The following is a 16,161-nucleotide window of genomic DNA, read 5'->3' on the forward strand; positions in this document are numbered from 1 at the left end:
TTCATTTAACATTATACAAATATAATCATAAAACAGGTATTTGAATAGAATACCTGGCTCCTTCCCCGGGCTTAGATTCAATGACAAGGGTACCATTCAAAAAATTCACCCTTGACTGCATGCTTTTCAATCCTATGGATTCCGATTCCAGATTCTTCCCGACATCAAAACCTTTTCCATCATCCGAGTACTTCATGTCGAGCATGCCCTGAAGCACATGAATCTGCAGCTCAATGTTCCTGGCTTCAGCGTGTTTAAGGGTATTGTTCGCCATTTCCTGGACGATCCTGTAGAGCATGATCTCTTTGTTTTCAGATAATCGATCCTGGTTTCCTGATATAGTGCAGATAGCATTCATGTCCTTGGTATCACCAATATTTTCAAAAAGATCTTCTACAGCCTCAAAAAATCCAAGTTTTGTAAGAAGTCCCGGCATCATATTATGGGAGATCTTCCTCACATCGCCGGAGGCTTGTTCAAGCATACGGGTTGCCTTTTCGATAAGCACTTTATTTTCCGGGCTATTATCAATGATGGTAGAGAATTGCATTTTGGTTGCGGATAACAATACGCCCAAGCCATCATGAAGTTCCATGGCAATGCGTTTTCGTTCTTCTTCCTGGCCTTCAACAAGCAACTTCGCGGCCATCAGTTTCTTTTCCTCTTCCAGTTGACGGATCTTTTGTTGGGCAATGATCTTATCATGGGCAGCCTTTTGACGGAAATAGATTACTAGGAATAATGCCAACACAACAAATCCTAATCCGCTGAACATATAGGCATTACGCTGGCTGGTTTTTTGCAGGTTGTCTTTCTCAAGGGCCAATATACGTGCCTGGTCTTTTCCCTTCTCGGATTTTAGCCACTCAGCATAAATTGCTTTCGTCTTTTCAATATCAAAAATATCAGCATTTAGTTCATTGTGTTTCAACTGATAGAAATATGCTTTCTCAAAGTTTCCGGTCTTTTTATAGTTATCAGAAATGTTCCCATAAGCAAGCAGCAAAAGCTCTTTGCCACCCAGCTGCTCTGCAATTGTAAGGCAGGAATCCTGCAATGACATGGCCTTTTTAATTTTCCCCTGTTCTGAATAAACTGATGCCTTATTTATCGAGGCCAAAACAATTCCTTTGCTAAACTCGATTTTCCGGTATCCTTCAAGAGCTTTATCGAATTTTTCAAGAGCAAGGTCATAATTCATCTGCTTAAAGTAGGAATCCCCAATATTATTATTAATATCTGCGATTCCTCTATCATCTTTAATTTCTGTATATAATTCGAGTGCCTGGTTGTAATAATTCAATGCTTCCTTAAAATCATCCTTCTCACTTGCAACCCTCCCAAGATTGGTGAAATTCAACGCAATCTTTTCTCTATTACCGTTTTTTTGATTGATTTCCAGGCTCATAGAAAAATACCTCCTGGCAATTTCAAATTGATTATCGGCAAGATATACTCTACCCAGATTGTTGAAGATAGTTGATAGATGAGCCTGGTTATCGCTTTTCTCGCAGATTTCCATGGCTTTCAAATAATAATGGGCGGCAGAGTCATATTTTGATTTTCCATCAAAAAAGATACTGCCAATGCAATTATAATTTGCAAGGACCAAGGTTGATTCTTGTAACGGTATACAAAATGAAAGGCTTTTCTGGCAATAAAATAGTGCTAACTCATAATCACCTAATTCCTTATGAATATTTCCCAGGTTATAATAACCTTTTGCCAACCTCAGGCTATCATTCAATAAAAGAAACAGTTCCAGGTATTTTTCAGTATAACTCAGAGATGATTGAAGATCCAATTTTCCCCTGTAGATAAGACTCTTCAAATATAATGCATCTGCTTGGCCTTCAATGTAATTTAGGCGGGTCGAAAGATTGAATGCCTCCTCACAATAGTGCAATGCAGTGTCTAACTTTTTGGAACTTAATAAATTTTTAGTCAGGTTCACAAGGTTGACTGCTTTGTCAATATTTTCCGGCTGACGAGAGATGACCCGTGTAAGGCTGTCGGCCACCTGTGATTGCGGAAAGCCTTCACTATTAAGGCTTAAAAGAATTACAAGAAGAATTAACAACAGTATAGGAAAAAGAGATTTTCTTTTCATATAATTTGTATTTATAATCATTACCTTCGCCATACTGCATAGTAAAGGATATACTTTTCCCCTGAAGCACATTGTCCTTCTTATAAAACAAACAAACTCACATCTAGGAACTATCGGACGAGCATCACGGATCAACTATAATCCTAAATGATCTCAATAACTTCATCTTTTGAAATTGTAGATGTCACCTGGCCGCCTTTCGTGTTATCAGGTTTATATACAATTGTTGTCACACTGAATTCATTATTAGTCTTCACTCTTGCATCAATTTGAGCTTTTAAGTCCGTGATAATTTTAGCATTATTATCTGTAAGAACTCCTTGGTAAATAATTTTTTGTTCAATAATAATCGGGACCTCCACTAAAAAAGTATAAGTCCCTTCTGCTGTTTGATTTTTTACAACAACGAATTCCATTACCGTACTGAATGCACCTGCCGGAATTGAAGGTGGCGGCGGCTGCCGTAAAACAATGATTTCTCCATATGTCAATTCTACCTTAATGGAAGCAACAATGACTAAAAAATTATCTGCTTTTTTGTATCTGTAAGTGTACAGGTACTGTAACGGCTTGTACAATAATGATGATCCCATGGCTTTAAATTTTAGGTGGTTAATTAATTGGTTTTAAAATCGTGCAAAAGGTACAAAATTATTTATGTATAAACAAGTACTTTTTAGCTATTTTATCTCCCATCCCATTAATACCAAGGGTTACAGCAATTCTATATCTGAATTCTCCGATGCATTGATTCTGATTGCTTTTACCCAGCCCGGTAAATTCCTGATATAAATAACCACTTCCACTTCGAGATCTACATTGGTATACGCCTCATTGGTTTCATCCAATGTAAAATCCAGTTCGTAAATTCCGTCCGCCGGTTCTGATTCATAATCCCTGGGAATCAGCACCGGGTTGATCTTCATCTTTAACTCCGCGACTCCCCTGGCTTTAATTGCCAGTTTATCCTTCTCCGTACCGTCTTTTACGATCTGTATATCTTTAACAAATCTAATCTTATTTTTCATGCGCTGCAATATTATAAAGATTTCCAACTATAACAATAACAGAAAACCACTAAAAAAAAGTCTAGTGGTTTTCTGCTATGGATTCGCCTAAAACTCATCTTATTTTTGTGCCAAGGTCCTTGTCTGGTTTCAGCTATGCATCAACTACCCGATGATGGGTCCCTTAATAATCGCCGGAACTATTGGGTTGTTACGGTAATTTCCAAGGTAACCTCATCAGGAGTAAGGTTTCTCTAAAGTAGTAGGTGCTATTTTTAAAATTGAACGTGGAAATAATCCTTCCGATAAGTATCAAATCGATACAAGCGTCAATTAATCCGAATCAGCCAAACCAGCAGGAAGCCCGCCAAATCTGGCGGGCTTTTTAATTTTGAGTTTTAAATGTTTAATTTTAAGTTGCGGACTCATTTTATATTTCCTGCATTGGCAGGCTGAGTGCCAGTGTAAAGCTGATTTTCCTGGAAGTGTTGCTGACATCCATGAACTGGCCTGTCAAAGAACCTTCAAAATGTATATCGTCAATTTGTGTAATAGTCAAAACAGCATTGTCCTCCTGGAAGTTATAAATCTTGCCGTTAAAGTTTATTCCAAATCTGATCCATTGGCCTTCCGGGCTTGGAAACATGACCTGGGAGTATCCTGTATAATAAAAAAGAATGCTCATAACATTTTCACCCCCATTGGTCAGGTTATTGTCATCTCCAAGGACAAGATGGATATACCTTGTTGTTTCATCAACAGGTGACCAAAACCCCAGGTTCGGGGTGAAAGTATGACTATAGCCACTAAATTCACTTTCTGTAATTTGAAGGGTGTTTAATTCTTTGCCATTGCCGTCCTTCTTGCATGACCCAAGTATGGAAACGAAAATGAATAAGATGATGAACAGGAAAATCTTTTTCATACTATGATTATCTTAAAAATTCAAAATCACCGCTTTATGTAACAAAAATAATAAAAATACTATAGCCTTTTTGGGTTATCGCAAGGAGGATTCTGAGCAGTCTTTGCGATCTTATCAATATCTTTCCGACCTTTGCACAAAATTTGCTGACAAAGTGTCTGATAAACATTAATAAGAACCTTGGCAACAAAATTGCTCGTTCAATGTTCTAATTTTTAATAAATCAACTTATGATAGCACCAATCTGGATAATATTCGGCGTTTTTATGCTGTTGAGCTGGCTGATCTCCATGCAGCTCCGCTCTAAATTCAAAAAATATTCAAAAGTCCCCATTAATTACAATCTTACCGGAAAAGAGGTGGCTGAAAAGATGCTGAAGGAGAACGGCATCTTGGATGTCAAAGTGGTTTCCACGCCCGGTCAGTTGAGTGACCATTACAACCCGGTGAATAAGACGGTCAACCTAAGCCCTGACGTTTATAACCTGAGCAGTGTCGCTTCTGCTGCCATCGCCGCCCATGAATGCGGACATGCCGTTCAGCATGCCGCCGCTTACAGTTTCCTGCAAATGCGTTCAAAACTGGTTCCGGTGGTTAGCTTTACCTCAAGATGGATTCAGTGGGTATTGCTCGCCGGTATCCTCCTCGTTCAAACTATGCCTTCCATTTTATTAATTGGTATTATTCTTTTTGGCCTGACCACCCTGTTCAGTTTCATCACACTTCCGGTCGAGATCAATGCTTCAAAAAAGGCACTGGTATGGTTGAACACCAGCGGGATCACCAATGTTCAGAACCATGACAAGGCGGAAGATGCTTTACGCTGGGCCGCTTACACTTATGTTGTTGCGGCATTGGGGTCATTGGCCACTCTTCTTTATTATATCATGATTTTCACTGGAAGAAGGAACTAAAGCATTTTGCATTTAACATTGCGCATTTCGCATTTCTCATTTACAGTCTCTGACGACTAACGACTAACGACTGACGATTGACAACTATCGTCCAACGGGTTATTTTTTTTATTTACTTTGCTCAAAATTTTAGAAAATGATAGTAATCGGTGGGCGGGATATCTGCCTGGAAGATTTTCGGCAGATCATTTTTCATCAAGTGCCTGTTTTGCTTGATAGTGCTGCGCTTACTGCAGTCAGTGACTGTTTTCATTTTCTAAAGGAATTTTCTCATGACAAGATTATCTACGGCATCAATACCGGCCTGGGGCCGATGTCGCAATACAAAGTCAAGGAACAGGACCGGCTTGCTTTGCAGTACAACCTGATCCGGAGCCATGCTGCCGGCGCAGGCAGGCCTATTGAGGAGATCCACGTGAAAGCCCTGATGGTCGCCCGGCTCAACACCCTGATGAAAGGCTATTCCGGCATTCATCCTTCAGTAGTCGAATTACTCAGAGATTTTATCAACCACGATATCACGCCGGTTATACCGCGACATGGCGGCGTCGGTGCCAGCGGCGACCTGGTCCAGATTGCCCACCTGGCTTTAGCTCTGATCGGTGAAGGTGAAGTTACTGTTCACGGAAAGCTTTTGAATACATCCGAAGCATTGAAACAGGCCGGCCTGGAACCAATCAGCATGCATATCCGGGAAGCTTTGTCGCTGATCAACGGTACTTCCGCCATGTCAGGTATTGGCATTGTCAACGTGATCTATGCACGGCAACTGCTCGACTGGGCAGTAGGTGCCTCGGCACTGATCAACGAAGTCGTGGAGAGCTATGATGATCATTTCTCACTTGAGCTGAACCGTGTCAAATTGCATCCGGGCCAGATGGAAATCACCGGAAAGCTGCATAAGATACTTAACGATAGCCGCCTTACCAGGAAAAGAGCTGACGATTTGTTCAACGGCACTAACGGTGAGATCGTTTTCACCAAAAAAATACAGGAATATTACTCTTTGCGTTGTATTACCCAGATCCTTGGACCTGTCACCGATACCATTCATGGCGCTGAAACAGTCGTAATGAATGAGATCAACTCCGTTAATGACAATCCGGTGATCGACTTCCGTAACCGGAATGTATTCCATGGCGGGAATTTCCACGGAGATTACGTTTCTTTGGAAATGGACAAGCTGAAACTTTCCGTGACTAAACTTTCCATGTTAGCCGAACGGCAGTTAAATTTTTTAATGAACGATAAACTGAACGGCAAGCTTCCACCTTTCGTGAACCTGGGCGTCCTCGGGCTGAACCTTGGTATGCAGGGGGTCCAATTTACCGCTACTTCTACCGTTGCTGAAAACCAGGTCCTTTCCAACCCGGTTTATGTGCACAGCATCCCGACCAATAATGACAACCAGGACCTTGTCAGCATGGGGACAAACGCGGCGCTGATGACCTGCCAGGTTATAGAGAATAGCTACGAAGTGATGTCAATTCACCTGCTGACGCTGATTCAGGCCGTGGATTTCCTGAAGATGGAAGATAGAATGTCTACCTTCACCAAGGATCTTTATCACAAGCTGAGAGCAGAAGTCCCTGTGTTTAGTGAAGATCATGTGATGGCGCCGGATATCCGGAAGATGAAGGATTACATCAGCCATAACAGTTTGAATATCTGATGGAATGAAAAAATACGCACTGGTCACCGGAGGTTCAAGGGGAATTGGAAGGGCCATTTGCCTGAAATTGGCAGAGGCAGGTTACCCTGTGATCATCAATTATAAATCTAATGAAGCTGAAGCCAGGCATACGCTGGAGCTGATCATCAGCAAAGGCGGGGAAGCGGAACTTCTTCCTTTCGATGTTAGTGTAAAGGAAGAAACAGAAAAAGCACTGGAAAGTTGGGCAAATGCCCACCAGGAGGCTTACATTGCCTGCCTGGTCAATAATGCCGGAATCCGCCGCGATAATCTGCTTGTTTTTATGAGCGATTCCGAGTGGAAAGATGTACTGGAAACCAATCTGGGCAGTTTTTTTTACGTTACACGGAAGTTGGTAAAAGATATGATGGTCAACAAATACGGCCGGATTGTGAATGTTGTTTCCCTGTCGGGGATAAAAGGGTTGCCCGGCCAGACGAACTATTCAGCCGCCAAAGCAGGTGTAATTGGGGCTACAAAGGCCCTGGCGCAGGAGGTGGGGCGGAAAAACGTGACGGTTAATGCCGTCGCACCTGGCTTTATCAGAACTGAAATGACGAAAGATTTGGATGAAAAGGAGTATAAAGCCCTGATCCCACTGAACCGTTTCGGCGAAACGGAAGAAGTGGCCGAAGTAGTGGCGTTCCTGGCAAGTGATAAGGCATCATATATTACTGGGGAAGTGGTTTCGGTGAACGGAGGGCTATATACGTAAATTGAAAGTTGAAACTCAGAACTCAAAACTCAAAACTCAGAACTCAAAACTAAACATGCGTCGTGTCGTAATAACCGGAATGGGGATTTATTCGACGATCGGGATAAATCTCGATGAAGTCAGGGAATCCCTTTACCTGGGCAAATCCGGTATTGGTTTTGACCCATTGCGTAAGGAAATGGGGTTCCGGTCGGGCCTGACCGGGATCATTGAACGGCCGCAGCTCAAAGGTTTGCTCGACAGGCGGCAGCGGATAGGTATGGCGGAACAGGCCGAATATGCTTACATATCGACAGTTGAGGCACTAAAACAGGCAAATATCGATCAGGATTACCTGGAGAAAATTGAAGCCGGTATTTTGTTTGGCAACGACAGCTCTGCAGTCCCCGTTATAGAGACTATCGATATCATGCGGGAAAAGAAAGACACCGCGTTGGTCGGATCGGGATTGATCTTCCAGACGATGAATTCCACCATCTCGATGAATCTTTCGGTTATTTTCAAGCTTAAAGGGATAAATCTCACCGTCAGTGCTGCCTGTGCCAGCGGTTCTCACGCCATAGGCATTGCTTACTACTTGATCCGCAGCGGTTTGCAGGAATGCATCATCACCGGCGGCGGGCAGGAGGTCAACATGGAGTCGACGGGGAATTTCGATGCCCTGAATGCATTCTCTGTCAGGGAAAATGATCCTACATTGGCTTCCCGGCCATTTGACCGCGACCGCGACGGGCTGGTGCCAAGCGGCGGAGCAGCTACCCTGGTCCTCGAAAGTTTTGAATCCGCTAAAAAAAGGGGTGCTAAAATCCTGGCAGAAGTCATCGGTTACGGGTTTTCTTCCAACGGTGAACATATTTCCGTACCCAATCTCGATGGACCGGTAAAAGCTATACGGATGGCCCTGAAAGATGCGAACCTGATGGCAAAAGACATCGAATACATCAATGCCCACGCCACTTCCACCCCGGTAGGCGACGCCAAAGAAGCCGAGGCCTTGCACCTCGTATTCGGCGATTCAAAACCCCGGGTCAGCTCCACCAAATCGATGACCGGCCACGAGATGTGGATGGGAGGCGCCAGCGAGGTTGTCTATTCCATCCTGATGTTGCAGAATGGCTTCATCGCTCCCAATATCAATTTCGAAAACCCGGATGAATGCTCCGCAAAGCTGAATATCGCGGCAAAAACCATCCATCAAAACTTCAATATCTTCCTTTCCAACGCCTTTGGGTTCGGTGGTACGAATTCTACCTTAATCGTAAAGGGAATCGGTCATTAGGTAGTCATAAAGTAGTCATAAAGTAGTCATTAAATAATTTGACCGCCGACCACCGACTGCCAACCGCCGACTGCCTACTGCCAACTGCCAACTGTCCAACTAAAAAATTTCCTCAATTTGTTCAAATTTTCACTACTTTTGTATCGTGGAAAAGCGTAAAAGTTCCCGGAACATGGAGAAGACTATTATAATCGGAGAAATTAATGGTTTTTTAATCGAAGAGTTTGAGATTGAGCAGCATATGATCAAACCGGAAGCTTCCTGGAAAGAAATCGGCATCGACAGCCTCGATTTCGTGGATATCGTGGTGATCATCGAGAAAAGCTACGGTTTCAAACTAAAAGGCGAAGAAATGGCTACCATCAAAACACTCGGTCAGTTTTACGATCACGTTTACCAGCGCATCCAAAACCAGAATTAGCCATGGCCACCTGGCAAGGTAAAACGCGGGGAGGACTGCTCGGCCATCAAATCTTCGTTTTTATCCTCCGCTACCTTGGTCTGAAACCTGCATATTTTTTGCTTCGTTTTGTTTCTTCCTATTATTTTATCTTTTCCCGTAAGTCGAACCGGCATATCTACGCCTATTACAAGGAAATTCTTCATTATTCTTCCTTTATTGCACGCAAGGCAGTTTATCGGAATTATTACATCTTTGGCCAGATACTGATCGATAAAGTGGCGATCTATTCCGGTCTGGTGGATAAATTCACTTTCGACCTGGAAGATGAAAAGCACCTGGCAGCTATGGACAAAGGTGGATTCATGATCAGCGCCCATATCGGCAACTGGGAAATGGCCGGTAAGAAATCGGACCGGATCGATAAAACCATGAACCTGGTGATGCTCGATGAGGAACACCGCCGGATCAGGCATTATCTTGATTCGATCATGAAAGAACGGAATATCCGCATCATACTGCTGAAAGATGATCTTTCACACCTGATCGCAATCCGGCAGGCACTGGATAAAAGTGAACTGATTGCAATCCACGGCGATCGCTTTATGGAAGGAATGAAAACCCTCACAGCGAAGTTTTTGGGAAAAGATGCCTGCTTCCCGGAAGGACCATTCTACCTGGCCCTTCGAATGAATGCCCCGGTAAGTTTTGCTTTCGCGATGAAGGAAGGCCCTTCGCATTATCATTTTTATGCAACGCCTCCTAAAATCTACAACCTGCCGGAAGGAAAACGGATCAGCCGGGAGCACCTGATGCCAATTTTACTTGATTACATCCGGGCAGTGGAAACGATGCTGAAAAAATATCCTGAGCAGTGGTTTAATTATTATGAGTTCTGGGGATAGAAGACAGAAGACAGAAGTCAGAAGATAGAATAAATTAATTGAAAATCGACAATGAAAAAGATTCTCATCGTCTATTACACGCAAACCGGTCAGCTAAGAGAAATCGTTGATGCCATCACTGGTCCTTTGAAGAATGAATGTCATCTTTTTTTTGAAGAACTGAAACCGGTTCCCGCATATCCTTTCCCATGGAACGGCATGCCTTTCTTCCAGGTTTTCCCGGAATCGGTGAAAGAAATTCCCTGTGAACTGGAGCCATTCCAAAATAACCCTGATGAAGATTACGATCTGATCATCCTGTCTTACCAGGTTTGGTACTTATCTCCTTCAATCCCTATAAGTTCATTCCTCCAAAGTGAAGCAGCAGGAAAGTTATTTAAAAACAAGCCTGTTATTACGGTCCTGGGAGCCAGGAACATGTGGATCATGGCGCAGGAACGGGTCAAATCGAGGATCAGTGAACTGGGTGGCAAACTGGTCGGCAACATCGTGCTGGCTGACCCTGCACCGAACCTGGTCAGCGTAGTGACGATCGTCCGTTGGATGATGAAGGGAGAAAAAGCCCCGTTTAAGTGGTTCGGGATGAAATTTCCACCGGCAGGTGTGCCACAAAAAGATATTGACAATGCTTCTTCTTTCGGGGCAATTATTAAAGAATCGCTGAAAGCCGGTGATCCTGGTCATTTGCAGCAGAAGCTTGTGAAGGCAGGCGCTGTGAAAGTCGATCCGGTTCTGATGAATATTGAGAAGCGCGGAAAGATGATGTTTGGCATCTGGGCTAAAATGATCCTGAAAAAAGGCGCATATAATGATCCGGCAAGGGAAGGTAGGCTGAAAGGATTTAAATATTATCTTTTTACCGTTATCTATTTAATCTCCCCGATGGTTTCATTTCTTTTTTGGTTGATATTCAAGCTGAATCCCAGGGCAGCGAAAAAAATCATTAAAAAGTATACGGGTGTTTAGCTCCGGGATTCCATCCCGGAAAATTTTTATCTTTGCCCCCTCATTTACTCTTTGAAGCTGTCTGAATATGATTAACGAAGTCTATATTACACGTTTAGCAAAATTTCTGCCAAACCTTCCGGTTGAAAACGACCAGATGGAGCAATTCCTTGGCATGGTTGATGGAAAACCATCCAGGGCGAAACGGATCATCATGCGGAACAACCAAATAACCAACCGCTATTATGCTTTAGATCAACAAGGACGGCCGACACACAACAATGCTCAGCTAACGGCTGAAGCCATCCGGGGACTTTTCGATGAACAAATTACCATAAATGATATCGACCTGCTGGCATGCGGAACTACTTCCCCGGATCAAACCCTGCCGTCGCACACTTCCATGGTCCATGGCGAACTGGGTGGCAAACCGCTGGAGATCATCTCCCCTGCCGGTTCCTGTGCCACAGGCATGCACGCGATGAAATACGCCTTCCTGGCAGTTAAATCAGGCGAAAAAAGCAACGCCGTTTGTGCAGGATCTGAGGCATTTTCCTCTTTCATGCTGTCACGTAACTTTGAGAAAGAAACCGAAAAGCTCCACTTGCTGGATCAGGAACCTATCCTGGCTTTTGAAAAAGATTTCCTTCGCTGGATGCTTTCCGACGGGGCCGGAGCCGCCATGCTCCAAAACAAGCCAAACCCTGACGGTCTTTCTTTGCGTATCGACTGGATTGAATCCATATCCTATGCTAACCAACTCGAAACCTGCATGTATGCCGGTGGAGAAAAACAGGATGACGGCCAGATCAAAGGATGGAGGGAATTTGAGGCCGAAGAACTTCTATACCGTTCCTTGTTTACGCTCCACCAGGATGTAAAACTGCTCGGTGAAAATATCGTCCGGATGGGTAACCTTTTCCTGGCCGACATCGTGAAAAGAAGGAACATTAACCTGGATGAGATTGATTACCTCCTGCCTCACATTTCTTCTGAATATTTCCGTTACCGCATCGATGCTGACAGCCTCGAGAAAGGTGTACATATCCCCCAGGAAAAATGGTTCACCAACCTGGTCCGGTTAGGGAACGTGGGAGCAGCATCCATCTATTTCATGATGGAAGAAATTTTCCACTCCGGCCTCCTGAAAAAAGGACAGAAACTTCTGCTAGGTGTTCCTGAAAGTGCAAGATTTTCATACGTTTACGGGCTTTTGACCGTAGTTTGATATCTTTGCTTATCTTTGCCTCCTTTACCTGAACCTGAGTTCCTTCTATGTTAATTTCTGAAGAAAATATCCTGGAACTGATCCCTCAGCGCTACCCTATGGTGATGATAGACAACCTGGTAACCTGTGATGAAAAGCAAGCAATATCAAAGCTCAACATCCGCCGGGAAAATCTTTTTCTGAACAGTCATGGATTGACTTCAGCGGGTATGATGGAGGCGATGGCACAGACTGCGGCCGCCAGAACGGGATACCTGATGAAAAATCAGCCGGAAAGTGAGAACATAAAGATCCCGATAGGTGTCATCGGAAGTATAAAAAACTTCAGGATGAATTTTCAGCCCCTCATTGGATCGGTCATCGTCACTACCGTAAGCATTGAGCATGAAGTGCTGCAGGCAACGGTTGTAAAAGGAAAAGTTGAAATGAATGGGGAACTTGCTGCAGAAAGTGATATGCAGATTTTTTTAACCGAAGATCAACCAGTATAACCATGAAAAAAAAGGAAGTCCCGCAGGATGAGGGACTGACGGAAGGACTGTTTGAAGATGTTTGCTATGCACTGGACGAAAACGGTAATTATACCGTCGTCCCCAGTACCGGCTGGCAGCCTAAAACGGATGCCATGCTGCAGGCCTGGGATGTTATCCATGAAAAGGTGGAGCAGGTCAGGCAGCGTGTGTTATCCGGAGAACTCAGCCCTATCGCTTATTACATGGAAAAAAACATTATGGACCTGAGGCTGCTGGCCGATTATGCCGGTTTGCCAAAAAGAAAGGTCAGAAAACATCTCAAACCAGATCACTTCAATAAGTTAGACGACCAAATCCTGATGCGTTATGCGGAAACCTTCGGGGTCAGTGTTGAAATGTTGCGTAATTTCCGTGAAACTTTGAAAGATAAATGAGCAAGAACGCGTATCAAATCGATTTTAACCATCAACAGGCGGCCCATTGTGAAAATGGAGTCACCTCCAACCTTCTGCGCCATTACCAGATCAAGCTGAGCGAGCCGATGGTATTCGGCATTGGATCGGGTCTTTTCTTTTCCTACATGCCATTCATGAAGCTGAATGACTTGCCGGTGGTATCGTTCAGGCCATGGCCGGGACAGATCTTCAACCGGATAACAAAACGGCTCGGTTTGAAGATACAACGGTTCAAATATAAAGACCAGGCTGAATCCATGGAGGCATTAGACCGGAACCTTCAGCAAGGTATCCCTACCGGCTGCCTGGTCGGGGTTTATCATCTCACTTATTTCCCGCAGGCTTACCGTTTTCATTTCAATGCCCATAATATTGTGGTTGTCGGGAGGGAAAACGGCGAATATCTGGTGAGCGATCCCATCATGCCCAATATTGAGCGGCTGAGCCATCATGATCTCCAGCGCGTGCGCTTTGCAAAAGGAACCTATCCTCCTAAGGGAAGAATGTATTATATCAGCGAGACTCCATCTTCATATAATCTCAAAGAAGCTATTGTCAAAGGCATACAACAGGTCTGCAAGGATATGCTGGGCATCCCCATTCCGCTTTTCGGCGTAAAAGGCATTCGATATTTAAGCAGGCAGATGAAGAAATGGCCGCAAAAACTGGGCGAAAAGCGGGCCGCATTGTACATGGGCCAGGTCGTCAGGATGCTGGAGGAAATTGGTACCGGTGGGGCAGGTTTCCGTTTCATCTATGCGGCTTTTCTGCAGGAAGCTGCACGTGAACTGGAGCAACCATGGTTGAACGATATGTCGAAGGAGATGACCGAAGCGGGTGACCGTTGGAGGGAGTTTGGTGTCATTGCCGGACGGATCTTCAAAAACCGGGCAGGCCAGGAAGATAGTTATATTGCCGCCTCGGATGTTCTCCTTGATATCGCTGACCGTGAAGAGAAAATATACCGGAGATTACGTCAAATCAAACTCTCCTGATGCCCCTCCATCCTGCCATCGAAATCCATGATCTCATTAAAATTTACAAGGGAACTGATGAACCCGCTTTAGACGGGGTGAGTCTGATCGTGCCTGAAGGTGAGATTTTCGGCTTGCTTGGACCTAATGGAGCCGGGAAAACAACCACAATAAATATCGTTTGCGGCATTCTTTCCGCTACTGCGGGAAGTGTAACGGTTTCCGGATGGGAATCTGAGCAGAACAGGGAGGAAATTAAACACATCATCGGGGTGGTGCCACAGGATATCGCCCTCTACCCGACCCTCACGGCCCATGAAAATTTGTATTTCATCGGGAGCATGTATGGCTTACGGGGAAAACGGCTCAGGGAGCGCGTTAACCAATGTCTTTCCCTGTTCGGCCTGGAGAAATACGGGAACCGTCTCATCCGGACGTACTCCGGCGGGATGAAACGCCGCATCAACCTGATTGCCGGCATCCTGCACGAGCCGCGTATCCTCTTTCTCGACGAACCTACCGTAGGTATTGATGTCCAATCCAGGACTGTGATCATCGAATACCTGAAAAAACTGAATAAGGAAGGGACAACCATCATTTACACGTCTCATTACATGGAAGAGGCTGAACAATTATGTTCCCTCATCGCCATCATCGACCAGGGTAAGATCATCATCCAGGGCCGGCCTTTGGAAATGATCACAAGCCGGCCGGGTTACCACAACCTGGAGAGCATCTTCCTTCATATGACCGGTAAAAAACTAAGGGATCACTGATGTACAGGCTGCTGGCTTCCATAAAAAAAGAATGGCTGATCCTGGTGCGCGACTGGGCAGGCCTGGGTTTGATCTTCATGATGCCGATTGTCCTCGTATTAGTCATGACCCTGATCCAGGATGCCTCATTCCGTAAATTGGATGAAACAAAAATAACCCTTTTATACCTGGACGAAGACCATGACACCCTTGGCATCCAGGTAAAGAACGGGTTGGTAAAAGCAGAATATTTCGAAGTGATTACCAGCCTGGAAGACCGGGAACTGGATGAAAAAGCCGTCCTGGGCCAGGTTGCACAGGGGAATTACCAGATAGGCATAGTGATTCGAAAAGGTTCGACAGATGCCATCCGGACCCGGGGGCAGCAAATGGTCCAACAAACCATTTTTGGGCTTGATGCCGGAACCGTTGCAGACACCACGGTGAAGGCAAGGATCATCATTTACTATGATCCGGCCATGAAAAACTCTTTCAGGCTGACGGTGCGGAATGCCCTGGAGAACTTCACTTCGAAGATCGAAGCAGGTATCATGTTCCAGGCACTCTCTGCCGAGCTGGCACAGTATCTGCCGGAACCCCCGGCACCAATGTCCGGCGCCGGCAGCAGCATCAGCTATGAAGAAATTTATGCCACGGATGCGTATTCGGAGATCATCCCCAATTCAGTCCAGCACAATGTGCCGGCCTGGACCATCTTTGCGATGTTTTTCATCATTATCCCCTTAACAGGAAACCTGATCAAGGAAAGGGAAAGCGGACTGGCCACCCGGTTACTTGTCATGCCCGGAAACCAGCTCCAGGCATTGGGAGCAAAGGTGACCGTCTATGTGATGGTGGGGCTGGTCCAGTTTATCCTGATGCTGATCTTAGGTAAGCTGGTACTTCCGTTGTTCGATCTGCCTTCCCTGGTTTTAGGGCCCCAAAAGCTTGCCCTGTTCCTGATGGCGCTGGCTACAACGCTCGCGGCTACCGGTTACAGCGTGCTGGTGGGCACCGTAGCCCGCACGCACGACCAGGCAGCCGTTTTCGGAATGGTATCGGTGATCATCCTCGCTGCCATCGGCGGCATCTGGGTGCCGGTATTCATGATGCCAAACCTGATGCAGGCAGTGAGTATTATCTCACCTCTGAACTGGAGCCTGGATGGGTTTTATCAAATCCTGCTCAGGGGCGGAGGGGTAAGGGAGATCGGAGCTAACCTTGCTGCTTTGATCGCTTTTTTTGCCATAAATTTGACCGCTGCGATTTGGGTTAGTGGCAGGCGGGTGAGACTGTAGGAATATTCGAAACAATGATATACGATATTCGATATTCGAATTAAAACAACAAATTATCTGATAACCACTAACCACTAACCACTAA

At 44.9% G+C, this 16,161-nt stretch carries 17 protein-coding genes; 13 read left to right on the forward strand and 4 right to left on the reverse strand.

Annotated elements, in window-relative coordinates; translation table 11 throughout:
- Positions 1-25 precede the first annotated feature (25 nt).
- The 4 genes from M0Q51_09045 to M0Q51_09060 all read right to left on the reverse strand — a co-directional run bounded on the left by M0Q51_09045 (position 26) and on the right by M0Q51_09060 (position 4,042).
- Positions 26-2,110, reverse strand: a complete 2,085-nt coding sequence (locus M0Q51_09045; protein MCK9400122.1) for a tetratricopeptide repeat protein — start codon at positions 2,108-2,110, stop codon at positions 26-28.
- 143 nt (positions 2,111-2,253) lie between these two features.
- Positions 2,254-2,703, reverse strand: coding sequence for a hypothetical protein (locus M0Q51_09050; protein MCK9400123.1), 450 nt, complete (start codon positions 2,701-2,703; stop codon positions 2,254-2,256).
- Positions 2,704-2,823: 120 nt separating this feature from the next.
- Positions 2,824-3,138 (reverse strand): hypothetical protein, encoded by a 315-nt coding sequence (locus M0Q51_09055; GenBank protein ID MCK9400124.1) that lies wholly within the window; start codon positions 3,136-3,138, stop codon positions 2,824-2,826.
- 409 nt (positions 3,139-3,547) lie between these two features.
- Complete coding sequence (locus M0Q51_09060; GenBank protein ID MCK9400125.1) at positions 3,548-4,042, reverse strand: hypothetical protein; 495 nt, start codon at positions 4,040-4,042, stop codon at positions 3,548-3,550.
- A gap of 230 nt (positions 4,043-4,272) precedes the next feature.
- Between M0Q51_09060 and M0Q51_09065 the strand changes: the two genes are divergently transcribed.
- From M0Q51_09065 to M0Q51_09125, 13 genes are all read left to right on the forward strand, one after another.
- Complete coding sequence (locus M0Q51_09065) at positions 4,273-4,956, forward strand: zinc metallopeptidase (GenBank protein MCK9400126.1); 684 nt, start codon at positions 4,273-4,275, stop codon at positions 4,954-4,956.
- Between the two features lie 136 nt (positions 4,957-5,092).
- The gene (locus M0Q51_09070; protein ID MCK9400127.1) at positions 5,093-6,628 is read left to right on the forward strand and encodes an aromatic amino acid ammonia-lyase; all 1,536 of its coding nucleotides are present in this window, start codon (positions 5,093-5,095) and stop codon (positions 6,626-6,628) included.
- A gap of 4 nt (positions 6,629-6,632) precedes the next feature.
- A complete protein-coding gene (fabG, locus tag M0Q51_09075) occupies positions 6,633-7,364 on the forward strand; it encodes a 3-oxoacyl-ACP reductase FabG (protein MCK9400128.1) in 732 nt (243 codons plus the stop codon).
- Positions 7,365-7,419: 55 nt separating this feature from the next.
- Positions 7,420-8,643: a beta-ketoacyl-[acyl-carrier-protein] synthase family protein gene (locus tag M0Q51_09080; GenBank protein MCK9400129.1), complete on the forward strand. Its 1,224-nt coding sequence runs from the start codon at positions 7,420-7,422 to the stop codon at positions 8,641-8,643.
- 172 nt (positions 8,644-8,815) lie between these two features.
- Positions 8,816-9,064, forward strand: a complete 249-nt coding sequence (locus M0Q51_09085; protein MCK9400130.1) for a phosphopantetheine-binding protein — start codon at positions 8,816-8,818, stop codon at positions 9,062-9,064.
- A 2-nt stretch (positions 9,065-9,066) separates the two neighbouring features.
- Positions 9,067-9,948, forward strand: coding sequence for an acyltransferase (locus M0Q51_09090; GenBank protein MCK9400131.1), 882 nt, complete (start codon positions 9,067-9,069; stop codon positions 9,946-9,948).
- Positions 9,949-9,999: 51 nt separating this feature from the next.
- On the forward strand, positions 10,000-10,914 hold the full coding sequence (locus M0Q51_09095) for a hypothetical protein (protein ID MCK9400132.1): 915 nt from the start codon (positions 10,000-10,002) through the stop codon (positions 10,912-10,914).
- A 67-nt stretch (positions 10,915-10,981) separates the two neighbouring features.
- On the forward strand, positions 10,982-12,121 hold the full coding sequence (locus M0Q51_09100) for a beta-ketoacyl-ACP synthase III (GenBank protein MCK9400133.1): 1,140 nt from the start codon (positions 10,982-10,984) through the stop codon (positions 12,119-12,121).
- 47 nt (positions 12,122-12,168) lie between these two features.
- On the forward strand, positions 12,169-12,612 hold the full coding sequence (locus M0Q51_09105; GenBank protein MCK9400134.1) for a hypothetical protein: 444 nt from the start codon (positions 12,169-12,171) through the stop codon (positions 12,610-12,612).
- Between the two features lie 2 nt (positions 12,613-12,614).
- Complete coding sequence (locus M0Q51_09110) at positions 12,615-13,028, forward strand: hypothetical protein (GenBank protein MCK9400135.1); 414 nt, start codon at positions 12,615-12,617, stop codon at positions 13,026-13,028.
- Positions 13,025-14,044, forward strand: a complete 1,020-nt coding sequence (locus M0Q51_09115; protein MCK9400136.1) for a BtrH N-terminal domain-containing protein — start codon at positions 13,025-13,027, stop codon at positions 14,042-14,044. The genes M0Q51_09110 and M0Q51_09115 overlap by 4 nt, the downstream gene beginning before the upstream one ends.
- On the forward strand, positions 14,044-14,799 hold the full coding sequence (locus tag M0Q51_09120) for an ABC transporter ATP-binding protein (GenBank protein MCK9400137.1): 756 nt from the start codon (positions 14,044-14,046) through the stop codon (positions 14,797-14,799). Before M0Q51_09115 ends, M0Q51_09120 begins: the two co-directional genes overlap by 1 nt.
- Positions 14,799-16,076 (forward strand): ABC transporter permease, encoded by a 1,278-nt coding sequence (locus tag M0Q51_09125; protein MCK9400138.1) that lies wholly within the window; start codon positions 14,799-14,801, stop codon positions 16,074-16,076. Before M0Q51_09120 ends, M0Q51_09125 begins: the two co-directional genes overlap by 1 nt.
- Positions 16,077-16,161 lie beyond the last annotated feature (85 nt).

This window comes from Bacteroidales bacterium, from assembly GCA_023229505.1.
Taxonomy (GTDB): domain Bacteria; phylum Bacteroidota; class Bacteroidia; order Bacteroidales; family JAGOPY01; genus JAGOPY01.